Below are 12,259 nucleotides of genomic sequence, written 5' to 3'. Positions count from 1 at the left end.
GGGTTTGTACAGTCGTACGAATGCTTCACGCCCCCCGATACGGGGAAGTCTACGAAGCGGCCGACCGCCAGCAACGATACCGGCACCGGGGAAGGGGCCCTCGGGACGGGTGGGCGGCCGGACGGTAGCGTTCGCAACGAGTCACGAAGGAGCAGCCTCGGGAACCGGGTCGTCGTGCGGTGCGTTCACGGGGTGGAAGCTCATGCCGGACAGCCGTAGTCACCTAGGGGAAGACGCTCTTTTGATGCCCGATCGCAGCCTGCGACTCCTCACGTTCCCGCCGCGCCCGGCCCAGGGGGGCGAGCGTGGCGCCGCACTGCTGCGGGAGCGCCCGACCTCGCCGCCCACGGAGTCGCCACGGGGTGGTTCCGGCCAAGGGGGCGCCGGTCAGGCAGGCCCGGGACACGGTGGCTCGGGCGGCTCCGGGCACGGTGGTTCCGGTTCGGGCGGCTCCGGGCACGGTGATTCCGGTTCGGGCGGCTCCGGGCCGGGCGGTGAGCGGCAGGACGACAATCCGTTCGCGCCGCCGCCGGAGGGCGTTCCCGACCAGCCGTGGCGGCCCCGTCATCACGGGGACCCGTCCGGCGCCGGGCACGGACATGGTCAGGGTCAGGGTGCCGGTCAGGGTCCGGGGTACGGCCCGGGTCCGGGGCAGGCTCCCGGACAGGGACCCGGTGGCGGCCAGGGGCCCGGTGGCCACGCTCCCTGGGGCAGTCAGTGGAGTGACCGGCAGCCCGGCCGCTCGCCCGGCAACTTCGGCGAACGCCCGGGCGGCGGTCCCCAGGGCCCCGGCGGACCGGCCGGCCCCGGCATGCGCTGGGACCCGACGGACCCGGCCCAGCGCCGCGCGCGGTACGCCCTGCTCTCCGGCATGTGGGCGGTCTTCTTCGCCCTGTTCAGCTGGCCCTACGTAGCCCTGCTGCTGGGTGCGCTCGCCCTGTACTGGGGCATCAGCGCCCTGCGCGCCAAGCCGCGCCGGCCGTCCCCGGACGCCCCGGCGGCCCCCGGCGGGCCCGCCGCCCCGGCCGGCCGGCCGCAGACGACGGCGGCCGTCAGCGGCCTGGTCACGGCGGGCCTGGCGCTGGTCCTGGTGGCCTCCACCTTCACCGTCCAGCTCGTCTACCGCGACTACTACACCTGCGTCAGCGACGCCCTCACCCACGAGGCCAAGCAGTCCTGCGACACCCTGCTGCCCCGTGAGCTGCGGGGCGTGCTGGGCACGCAGAACAGCTGAGCCGCTCACCCGGAGGAGCCCGGCCGAGGGGTGGGGCCTGGGTCCGGGCCGGGGCCGGGGCTCGCTTCGGGTCGGGGCCCGGGGCGCCGGCCGGCGTCCGGTTCCGGCCGGGGCCCGGCGTGCGCGCCAGGGTGTGTCCCGGGGCGCGCCCCGGCGTGTGACTCCGTGCGCGGCCGGGGCGCGGCGTCGGGGACGGCGCCCCCGGGGGCGTTCTCACGCATCGCCTCGCGCGCGGTCTCGCGCGCTTTCTCCGGGGTTCCCGCCGCCTGCTCCGGGGCCGCCCGGCGGGAGGCACGGGCACCGTCGTCGTACCGGCCCCCGGCGAACGGCTCGGCGACCGGATGCGGGACCGGCGCGGGGCCCGGAAGCGGACTCCGGGCCGGCGCGGGAGCCGGAGCCGGGTACGAGGTCGGGAACGCGTCGGCGGCGGGAAGCACCTCGTACCGGTCCTCCTCCGCCCCGGCCGCAGCGGTCACCGCCCCCGCCCGAGCCGCCGTACCCGCCCTGCCGTCCTCGCCCCGGCCCCGCGCCTTGAGCAAGCCCGCCGTGTCCCCGCTCCCGGCACCGCCGTCGGCCGGGGCGGGCCGAACCTCGCCGTGCCCGGCTCCACCGGCCGCCCCGCCCGCGCCCCGGCCCGTGGTCGCCGCCACCCCGGCGTCTCCCGCGGCCCGCGTCTCCGCCCCCTCCCCCGTCGGCACCACGGCTCCCACGCCGCCCTTCGCCGCGACCGCCGGCGCCACCGCACCCTTGCCGCCCTGCGCCCCCTTCGGGGCCGCGGCCCCCGCCTCCGGGCCCGGGGCGCCGTCGTGGCGCCGCGGCCAGGTGCGCAGCCGCCAGGCCCGGGCGGTCAGGGCCACCGGCAGCGCGAACACCAGCGTCCAGGCCCCGGCCGCTCCCCCGGTCCGCCACCACGGCGGGCCGAGGCGGGACAGCGCGGCGACGCCCAGGGAACCGCCCGCCAGCGCGGCGAGCAGGGCGAGGGCCGCCGCGCAGACCAGTGCCGTCAGCAGCACCACCCCGGCGGTACGGCCGGCCGACCAGCGGGCCCGCGCCGGTCCCCCGGCCTCCGGCCGGCGCACGGCCGCCCGCGCCACGAACCACCCCGCCGTCATCCCGGCCACCGCCGGCACCATCCCCGCCGCCCAGTTCCCCGGCGTACCGGCGCCCGGGTCCGGGACCGCTGCCAGCAGCGGGAACGGCGGCAGGAGCGGGGCCGGGTCGGAGGCGAGGGGGTGGACCAGGTGTCCGGCGCCGAGGAGGAAGCCGGGGCCGAGCGCGTAGGAGGCGGCCCAGACGGCCGCGTTGGGGATCAGCGCCATACCGAGCAGCAGCACGGCGAACCGTCCCGTCCAGCCCCCCGTCAGCTGGACGAAGGAGGCCCGCGCGAGCTCGCCGTGCCACACCAGTGACACCCCGACCAGCAGCGCGCCACCCCCGAACAGCACCGTCGTCGCGGCACCGGCGGCGCGCACGGCCGCGCTCAGCCGCGCCCACTCGTCCGTGCCGAACACCAGCCGCCGCACCGGTCCCGGCACCACCACCAGGGCGCGCAGCACCGGCTCGTGCGGGCGGCCGTACGCCGACCACACCCCGGCACCGGCCGCGCCCGCCGCGACCAGCGGCAGACACACCGTCACCCAGATCCACTCCGGGCGCAGTTCACCCCGACAGCTGTACAAGGCCGCGGCGGTGCCGACACCCAGATAGCCGAGGACCACGCCCGTCCACGCCGTACGCGCCCGCACCGGCGGCGGGCCGTCGGGTTCGGCGGACGCGTCGGTGGCGTCCCGCGCCGCCCGGAACAGCAGCCACAGCGGCAGGGCGAGCAGCAGCAGCGGGGTGACGCCGACGGGCATGGGCGCGCCGGAGAGGGTGCCGGTGCGGGTCAGTTCCACTCCGTGCGCCAGCAGCCACAGGGCGGCGGCGATGCGCAGCGCGCCGTCCGGTCCGTCGTCCGGATAGGGCGAGCTGACCCACAGCATCATCACGAGCACGGCGAACGAGGCGAGGCCCAGCCCGGCCGCGACGGCACCGCCCAGCAGGCTCGCGCCGAGTCCGGGTGAGCGGTCGCGCATCCGGTTGGCCAGGGGCGACGTCGAGGTGCGGCGAACGGTCATCGGGATCACGCTCGCCATGCTCCCAACGACACGCGCTTTCCCGTCGTAACAGGCGAACCTCCGAAGTGTCGCTCAATATACGTTTATGTTCTTTTTCGTACAGAAGGGTGCATCGTGACGACACAGAGTCCCGAGCCGACAGACCCTCAGAACCGGGCGGCTGACACGCGTCTGACGGCCGGACAGGCGCCCTCGCTGACTCCCGCTCAGGCCTTCGACGCGCTGTACGCCTTCTGCGCCCCCGCCCTCGTGCGCCAGACCTATCTGCTCACCGGGCGCCGGGAGCTGGCCCGCGAAGCCGTGGAACGGGCCTTCCAGCTGGCCTGGCAGCGCTGGCCCGAGGTGGCCCGGGACCGCGACCCGGCCGGCTGGGTACGGGCGGTCGCGTACGACTGCGCGCTCTCCCCCTGGCACCGCTTCCGCCCCCGCTACCGCTCACCGGAACCCCCGCCCGCCGACCCGGCCGACCAAGCACTGCTGAACGCCCTGCTCCGGCTGCCGGCGTCGTACCGGCGCACGCTCGTGCTGTACGACGGTGTGGGCCTCGACCTTCCCGAGACGGCGGCGGAGACGGAGGCCAGCACACCGGCCGCCGCCAACCGGCTGCTCCACGCCCGGGAGGCGGTGGCCGCACTGCTGCCGGAACTGGCCGATCCGGAGAAGCTGCACCGCCGCATGCTCGAACTGGCCTCCAGGGAGCGGCTGCGCGCGGAGAGGCCGACGACGGTACGCACCGGCTCCGAACGGCGGAACGTCTTCTGGACCCGCGCGGCCATCGCCTTCACCGTGACGATCATCGGCGCGACCACGCTCACGCTGCGCACCGCACCGACGCGCTACGAGGCCCCGGTCGCACCCGCCCAGGCGGTGCAGGGCGTGCCCCCACCGGCCGGGCTGGGCCCGCTCTCCCGGCAGGAGCAGCAACTGCGCACGAAGCTCCGCCGGTCGCAGGCGAGCGGGCCGGAGAGACTGGCACCGGAGCCGAAGTGAGCGGTGACGCTCCGGCAAACGCCGGCAGGCCCGCCCCGGGCGGGGGAACGGGCCTGCCGGTCTGCGCGAAGGGGAAGCTCAGGCGCTCAGGATCTCCCGGGCCAGCTTCGCCGTCTCGGTCGGGGTCTTGCCGACCTTGACGCCCGCGGCCTCCAGGGCCTCCTTCTTCGCCTGGGCGGTGCCGGACGAACCGGAGACGATGGCGCCGGCGTGGCCCATGGTCTTGCCCTCGGGCGCGGTGAAGCCCGCGACGTAGCCGACGACCGGCTTGGTCACGTTCTCCTTGATGAACGCGGCCGCGCGCTCCTCGGCGTCGCCGCCGATCTCACCGATCATCACGATCAGGTCGGTGTCGGGGTCGTCCTGGAACGCGGCCAGGGCGTCGATGTGCGTGGTGCCGATGATCGGGTCGCCACCGATGCCGACGGCGGTGGAGAAGCCGATGTCCCGCAGCTCGTACATCATCTGGTACGTCAGCGTGCCGGACTTCGACACCAGGCCGATGCGGCCCGGCTTCGTGATGTCGCCCGGGATGATGCCGACGTTCGACTGGCCCGGGGTGATGATGCCGGGGCAGTTCGGGCCGATGATGCGGGTCTTGTTGCCCTTCTTGCCGGCGTACGCCCAGAAGGCGGCCGTGTCGTGCACGGCGATGCCCTCGGTGATCACGACGGCCAGCGGGATCTCGGCGTCGATGGCCTCGACGACCGCGTCCTTGGTGAACTTCTCCGGCACGAAGATGACGGAGACGTTGGCGCCGGTCTTCTCGACGGCCTCCTTGACGGTGCCGAAGACGGGTACCTCGGTGCCGTCGAAGTCCACGGTCTGACCCGCCTTGCGCGGGTTCACGCCGCCCACGACGTTCGTGCCGTCACCGAGCATGAGCTTGGTGTGCTTCATGCCGGTGGCGCCGGTCATGCCCTGGACGATGACCTTGCTGTCCTTGTTGAGCCAGATAGCCATGGTGGTTTGAGTCCTCGTCCTCGTGCTTACTTGGCGGCGGCCAGCTCGGCGGCCTTGTCGGCCGCGCCGTCCATGGTGTCGACGCGCTGCACCAGCGGGTGGTTGGCGTCCGTGAGGATCTTCCGGCCCAGCTCGGCGTTGTTGCCGTCGAGGCGGACGACGAGCGGCTTCTCGACCTTCTCGCCGCGGTCCTCCAGGAGCTTCAGGGCCTGCACGATGCCGTTGGCGACCTCGTCGCAGGCGGTGATGCCACCGAAGACGTTCACGAAGACGGACTTGACGTCCGGGTCGCCCAGGATGATCTCCAGGCCGTTCGCCATCACCTGGGCGGAGGCGCCACCGCCGATGTCCAGGAAGTTGGCGGGCTTGACGCCACCGTGCTTCTCACCGGCGTACGCGACGACGTCCAGGGTGCTCATGACGAGACCGGCGCCGTTGCCGATGATGCCGACCTCGCCGTCGAGCTTGACGTAGTTGAGGTTCTTCTCCTTGGCGGCGGCCTCGAGCGGGTTGGCCGCGGCCTTGTCGTGGAGCGCCTCGTACTCGGGGTGACGGAACTCGGCGTTGTCGTCGAGCGACACCTTGCCGTCGAGCGCGAGGACCTCACCGGAGGCGACCTTCGCGAGCGGGTTGACCTCGACGAGGAGGGCGTCCGACTTGATGAAGGTGTCCCACAGCTTGACCAGGACGTTGACGACCTTGTCCGCGACCTCGGCCGGGAACTTGGCGGCCTCCACGATCTCGCGGGCCTTGGCCTCGTCCACACCGTCGATCGGGTCGATCGGGGTCTTGGCGACGGCCTCCGGGCGGGTGGCCGCCACCTCCTCGATCTCCATGCCGCCCTCGACGGAGGCGATGGACAGGAAGGTGCGGTTGGCACGGTCGAGGAGGAAGGAGACGTAGTACTCCTCGACGATCTCCGGAGCGGTCTCGGCGATCATGACCTTGTGGACCGTGTGGCCCTTGATGTCCATGCCGAGGATGTCCGTCGCACGGGCGACGGCCTCGTCCGGGGAGGCGGCCAGCTTGACGCCGCCGGCCTTGCCGCGACCACCGACCTTCACCTGCGCCTTGACGACGGACTTGCCGCCGAGCCGCTCGGTGATCTCGCGCGCCGCCTCAGGCGTGTCGATGACTTCACCGGCCAGCACCGGTACATCGTGCTTGGCGAAGAGGTCCCTCGCCTGGTACTCGAACAGGTCCACGCGCTTCCGTCCCTATCAGTGATCTCGCGGTTCGTTGGATGCGTGGGCGTGCCGCGAAGGGCAACGTGACGTCCGCTGTCACTAGGGAAGCGCACACGGTGTCCGAGCGCGCGGCATGTCCGTCTCGCAGGTTATCGCTGCTTGCGGGGGCCCTCTAAATCGCGGGTCACACCTGAGCGGTGATACCTGTCACATGATGCCGGTTTACCTGGCACGGCGTGCCGCCTCCGGGTGCGGTACGGGCGTTCCGCGAGGCCTCACCGGGCTGGGGTTGACCCGGTGAGACCCCCTGGCGGCCCCGGGGGCGACCCGGGGCCGGGGCGCTTGATCCCCACCCCAATGGGGACCACGCACCCGGTCCGCGGGGCTCCGCCCGGACGAGCCGACGGCTTTCGACCACCCGGGCGGGACACCCCGCGGAGCTGTGCGCGCCACCCACTCCGCTTACCGGGTGCCCCTTCCCGCCCGGTGTCACGCCGTCTCCGGTATCGGCAGGGGCCGCTTCTCCAGCGCGGCGGCCATCACCTCGGGGAACAGGTCGGGCGTACAGGCGAAGGCCGGTGCGCCGAGTGCGGCGAGCGCCGCCGCGTGCTCGCGGTCGTAGGCGGGCGCCCCCTCGTCCGACAGCGCGAGCAGCGCCACGAACTGCGTCCCCGACGCCTTCATCGCCGCGACCCGCTTCAGCATCTCCTGGCGGATACCGCCCTCGAAGAGATCGCTGATCAGCACGACGACGGTCTCGGCCGGCCGGGTGATCCGCGCCTGGCAGTAGGCGAGCGCCCGGTTGATGTCGGTACCGCCGCCGAGCTGCGTGCCGAACAGCACGTCGACGGGGTCGTCCAGCTGGTCGGTGAGATCGACGACCGCCGTGTCGAAGACGACCAGCCGGGTGCTGATCGACCGCGTCGAGGCGAGGACCGCGCCGAACACCGACGCGTACACCACGGACGACGCCATCGACCCGGACTGGTCGATGCAGAGCACGACCTCCTTCTTCACCGACCGCGCTGCCCGCCCGTAGCCGACGAGCCGCTGCGGCACGACCGTGCGGTACTCGGGCAGATAGTGCTTCAGGTTGGCCGCGACGGTGCGGTTCCAGTCGATGTCGTGGTGGCGCGGGCGGGTGACGCGGGCACTGCGGTCCAGGGCGCCGGTGAGGGTGGCCCGGGTACGGGTGGCGAGCCGCTTCTCCAGGTCCTCCACCACCTTGCGCACGACCGCGCGGGCCGTCTCCCGGGTCGTCTCCGGCATCGCCTTGTGCAGCGAGAGCAGCGTGCCGACCAGGTGCACGTCCGCCTCCACCGCCTCCAGCATCTCCGGCTCCAGCAGCAGGGAGGCGAGGCCGAGGCGGTCGATGGCGTCGCGCTGCATGACCTGGACGACGGAGGACGGGAAGTAGCGGCGGATGTCCCCGAGCCAGCGCGCCACGGACGGCGCCGAGGCACCGAGCCCCGCCGACCGGTCCCGGCCCGTCTGCGGCTTGTCGCCCCTGCCGTAGAGGGCGGCCAGCGTGCCGTCCATCGCCGCGTCCCGCCCGGACAGCGCGTACCCGGTGCCGTCGGCCTGCTCCCCGCCGAGCACGAGCCGCCACCGCCGCAGCCGCTCCCGCGAGGGGTCGCCCACGTCCGCGGATGCCACGGCCCTGTCCGTCCTGTCCGTCCCGTCTGTCCTGTCCGTCATGTGCCCACCCCCGTGAGGCAGTCGTCGTACGTGGAATCGGGTGCCGCGGTGCGTATCGCCTCGCGGTGCGCGCCGGGTGGAGGGGTGTGCGCGGGGACGGGCACCGTGTCGAGGTGCGCGTCCAGGCCGAGGAGCAGCCGCAGTACCGGGAGGACGGCGTCGGCACGCCCGGTGTCCGGTTCGACGGCGAAGCCGGGGATGCCGGCGCCCTGGGCCGGGGTCCCGCCGGGTCTGCCCGCGGGACCGCGCCGGACCAGTTCGCCGAGGGTTCGGCGCACGCCCGGCTCGTACGCCGCGAAGGTGCGCCGCAGCAGCGGCAGTACGTCCGTGAAGGCGTCCGCCGGAACCCCCGTCAGCCAGGTGTCCAGCAGGGCGAGCAGCCGCTCGTCGTGCACGAGCAGCAGGCCGCCCCCACCACCGGCGAAGCCCTCCACCCAGGCGGCGGCCACGGCGGGAGGGGTGCCCGGCGACAGCGCGAGCCCCATCAGCCGGGCCGCCTCCCCGGACGCCAGCGCCCCGTCGTCCAGCAACAGCCGCACGGCGCGGCCCCGGATGACCCCGGGCACGGTGTCCCGCAGGGCCAGCACCCGCAACACGGCCCGCCAACGCCCCCGCAGCCCGCCCCCGGCTCCGCCGACCGCCGCACCCGCACCCGCACCCGCACCGGCACCCGTACCGGCGTCATCACCGCCCACGCCCGCAGGCGCATGGGCGCCGTCACCGGCCGCCCCCGCAGGCACACCGGTGCCCCCGCCTGTCCCTCTCGCAGCCGCACCGGCAGACGCATCGGCGCCCCCACCGACCGCACCCGCGGGCACACCGGTCCCTCCCCCACCGTCTCCCGCGGGGTCAGCGGCATCCTCACCCCGCGCCGCGGCCCCATCGGCGCCCTCCACGGCCACGGCCTCCCCGGAGCCGCGAGCGCCCTCACCAGCCGCCCCCGCAGCCGCACCGGCACCGTTCCCGCCCGCACCGGCACGCACATCGGCGCCCCCGCCCGCCGCCCCGGCCAGGCTCTCCGTCAGCAGTCCCACCGCCGTGTGCACGGCGTCGACGTGGCCGCGCATTTCCTCCGCCGCGTCCGTGTCGAGTGCGACGCAGGCCGGGGGCAGGCCGACGAAGACGCGTTCGGCGAGGCCCGCCGCGACCTCGGCCAGCGCGCCGGTGTCGGTGCCGCGCACGTCGCCGTAGCGCAGCGAGCGGACCAGGGCGGGCAGGGCCTGGGCGAGGTGGCCGACGTCGGTGTCCAGGGCCGCCCGGTCGGCGAGCACCCGCATGACCACGGGCAGCGCGTCCGTCAGTCCCGCCAGCAGGCACTGCTCGGCGAGCGCGGTCACGTCGGCGAGTGCTCGCGCCCCCGTCGCGTCCGCCTCCGCCTTGGCCCGTGCCGCCGCGTGGACGGTCGTCCCCCACACGCCCGCCTCGGCCACCCGTACCGACAGCTCGGGCTCCCACCGCAGCCGCCAGGTCTCCCGGAACGTGCCCGTGCTCCCCCGGGACCGCACCGGCTCGCCCCAGCCCACGCCGAGCAGCCGCAGCCGGTGCAGCAGCCTGCTGCGGCCGGCGTCGGTGTCCCCGCGCAGATCCAGCTCCAGCTCGCGCTCCAGCGCCTCGGGCTTCAGCCGCAGCGACCGCTGCCGGCGGGCCAGGTCACGCTGCAACGGCACCGCGGGCGCCGACTCCGGGACCTCGCCCAGGACGTCCCCGACCACCAGCCGGTCGTGCACCAGCGCCAGCGGCACGTCCGAGCCGTCGCACAGCACCGCCCGCACCGCGTCCGTGGTCTCGCCCAGCCCGGGCAGCGGACGGCCGCGCAGCGCGGCCAGGGTCTCCGCGAGCCGTACGGCCTCGATGACGTGCGCGGAGGACACGATCCGGTCCTCCTCGCGCAGCAGCCGGGCCACCTTCGTCAGCCACCGCTCGACCGGCCGGTCGGGGGCGTGGAACAGGTGCCCGTACCAGCCGGGCGAGTCGATGCCGGCGCCGTAGCCGCCGGACCGGGCCAGCCTGCGGTGCGTCCACGGCACCCAGGTCAGGTCGGCCCTGGTCCTGGGCAGCCCCTTGAGCAGCGCCCGGTCGGCGGTGACGGTGGTCCTCTCGCGCAGCGCGGGCACGTGCCAGGCCCCGCAGACCACGGCCACCGCGTCCCCGAACTCCTTGCGCGCGTCCCGCAGCCTGAGCCGCATGTGCGCCTCGCGGACGAGGTCCCGGGGACGCCCGCCGGCGCCGTACCGCTCGCGCAGCGCTTCCATGGCCTCGGCCACGGCCGCGAACGGCGCGAAGGGGTCACGGGCGCCCGGCCCCCGGTGCTCGACGACGTCCTCCCACCAGCGCTCGGGATCGTCGTACCCGGCCGCCTCGGCGAGCACGGCGAGCGGGTCGACGCGGACCTGGTCACCGGGACGGGGATCGGGAACCGGATCGAGCCCGGGCCCGGGCTCTTCGGCGTCGACGCCGTCATCGCCGTCGCCGGACTCGTCCGCTTCCTTCTGCCACGCCAGCGTGTGCGTGGCCGGCAGGTCGATGAAGCGGGCCGGGACGCCCTGGTCGAGGGCCCACCGCAGGGCCACCCACTCGGGGCTGAACTCGGCGAACGGCCAGAACGCCGAGCATCCGGGCTCGTCCACGGCGTGGGCGAGCAGGGCGACCGGGGGCCGCAGGCCCGGGTCGGCGGCCAGCGGGACCAGCGCGTCGGCCTCGGGCGGGCCCTCGATCAGCACGGCGGCCGGCCGGGCGGCGTCCAGCGCGGCCCGCACCGCGCGCGCGGACCCGGGCCCGTGGTGCCGCACCCCGAGCAGCAGCGGCCCGGCGGCGTACGCCGTGCTCCCGCCGGTGCCGGTCACGCGCTCACCTCCCGGCAGGCGCGGTAGAAGTCGGTCCAGCCCTCGCGCTCGCGCACGACCGTCTCCAGGTACTCCTGCCACACGACCCGGTCGGCCGCCGGGTCCCGGACGACGGCGCCGAGGATGCCCGCGGCGACGTCTCCCGGCCGCAGCACGCCGTCGCCGAAGTGGGTGGCGAGCGCGAGGCCGTTCGCGACGACGGAGATGGCCTCCGCCGTGGACAGCGTGCCGCTGGGCGACTTCAGCTTCGTGCGGCCGTCGGCGGTGACGCCGTCGCGCAGCTCGCGGAAGACGGTGACGACCCGCCGGATCTCCTCGATGCCGTCGGGCGCGGCCGGCAGGTCGAGGGAGCGGCCGAGCTGCTCGACCCGCCGGGTGACGATGTCGACCTCGGCGTCGGCGCTCTCCGGCAGCGGCAGCACCACGGTGTTGAACCGGCGGCGCAGGGCGCTGGAGAGGTCGTTGACCCCGCGGTCGCGGTCGTTGGCGGTGGCGATGAGGTTGAAGCCGCGGACCGCCTGGACCTCTTCGCCCAGTTCGGGAATGGGCAGGGTCTTCTCGGACAGGATCGTGATCAGCGTGTCCTGCACGTCGGCCGGGATGCGGGTCAGCTCCTCCACCCGGGCGGTCATGCCCTCGGCCATGGCGCGCATGACGGGGCTGGGCACGAGCGCGTCGCGGCTCGGGCCGTGCGCGAGGAGCTGCGCGTAGTTCCAGCCGTACCGGATCGCCTCCTCCGGGGTGCCGGCCGTGCCCTGCACCAGCAGCGTGGAGTCACCGCTCACGGCGGCTGCCAGGTGTTCCGACACCCAGGTCTTCGCGGTGCCGGGCACGCCGAGCAGGAGCAGGGCGCGGTCGGTGGCGAGCGTGGTGACGGCGACCTCGACGATGCGGCGCGGGCCCACGTACTTGGGGGTGATCACCGTGCCGTCCGGCAGCGTGCCGCCGAGCAGGTACGTCGCCACCGCCCACGGCGACAGCTTCCAGCGGGCCGGGCGCGGGCGGTCGTCCTGGGCGGCGAGCGCGGCGAGTTCGGCCGCGAAGGCGTGCTCGGCGTGCGGTCGCAACGCCTGTGCGGTCTCGTCGCGGTCGGGTGCGGCGGTCGTCGGTTCCACGGACACAGACATGGCTGAGGCCCCCTCCAGCTCGGCCGGTTCGGATCTGGCATCAACCGTGCACCACGCCACTGACAATCGCTCTGACCAGCGGATACGCGCTTGCCGGACC

The 12,259-nt window shown here is 74.7% G+C and carries 8 protein-coding genes; 2 read left to right on the top strand and 6 right to left on the bottom strand.

Features of this window, described 5'->3' with window-relative positions:
- Positions 1 to 244: 244 nt before the first annotated feature.
- Entirely contained in the window at positions 245 to 1,234 is a 990-nt protein-coding gene (locus tag ACZ5DC_RS13990) for a hypothetical protein (RefSeq protein WP_468652439.1), read from the top strand.
- 5 nt (positions 1,235 to 1,239) lie between these two features.
- Here ACZ5DC_RS13990 and ACZ5DC_RS13985 read toward each other — a convergent pair whose 3' ends face one another.
- On the bottom strand, positions 1,240 to 3,369 hold the full coding sequence (locus ACZ5DC_RS13985) for a cell division protein PerM (RefSeq protein WP_468652437.1): 2,130 nt from the start codon (positions 3,367 to 3,369) through the stop codon (positions 1,240 to 1,242).
- Between the two features lie 96 nt (positions 3,370 to 3,465).
- Here ACZ5DC_RS13985 and ACZ5DC_RS13980 point away from each other — a divergent pair, with 96 nt between their 5' ends.
- Entirely contained in the window at positions 3,466 to 4,341 is an 876-nt protein-coding gene (locus tag ACZ5DC_RS13980; protein ID WP_468652435.1) for a SigE family RNA polymerase sigma factor, read from the top strand.
- A gap of 78 nt (positions 4,342 to 4,419) precedes the next feature.
- Here the strand turns inward: ACZ5DC_RS13980 and sucD are convergent, their stop codons facing one another.
- From sucD to ACZ5DC_RS13955, 5 genes are all read right to left on the bottom strand, one after another.
- The gene (gene sucD, locus ACZ5DC_RS13975; protein WP_014674472.1) at positions 4,420 to 5,304 is read right to left on the bottom strand and encodes a succinate--CoA ligase subunit alpha; all 885 of its coding nucleotides are present in this window, start codon (positions 5,302 to 5,304) and stop codon (positions 4,420 to 4,422) included.
- 26 nt (positions 5,305 to 5,330) lie between these two features.
- Entirely contained in the window at positions 5,331 to 6,509 is a 1,179-nt protein-coding gene (sucC, locus tag ACZ5DC_RS13970; protein WP_171153557.1) for an ADP-forming succinate--CoA ligase subunit beta, read from the bottom strand.
- 471 nt (positions 6,510 to 6,980) lie between these two features.
- Positions 6,981 to 8,189, bottom strand: a complete 1,209-nt coding sequence (locus ACZ5DC_RS13965; RefSeq protein WP_468652432.1) for a VWA domain-containing protein — start codon at positions 8,187 to 8,189, stop codon at positions 6,981 to 6,983.
- Positions 8,186 to 11,032 (bottom strand): DUF5682 family protein, encoded by a 2,847-nt coding sequence (locus ACZ5DC_RS13960; protein ID WP_468652431.1) that lies wholly within the window; start codon positions 11,030 to 11,032, stop codon positions 8,186 to 8,188. Before ACZ5DC_RS13960 ends, ACZ5DC_RS13965 begins: the two co-directional genes overlap by 4 nt.
- On the bottom strand, positions 11,029 to 12,159 hold the full coding sequence (locus ACZ5DC_RS13955) for an ATP-binding protein (protein ID WP_468652430.1): 1,131 nt from the start codon (positions 12,157 to 12,159) through the stop codon (positions 11,029 to 11,031). The genes ACZ5DC_RS13960 and ACZ5DC_RS13955 overlap by 4 nt, the downstream gene beginning before the upstream one ends.
- Positions 12,160 to 12,259: the final 100 nt, after the last annotated feature.

It is taken from the genome of Streptomyces sp. NPDC031445 (assembly GCF_055581365.1).
The sequence above is the reverse complement of the archived record's forward strand: the minus strand, read 5'-3'. Positions and strand labels throughout refer to the sequence as shown.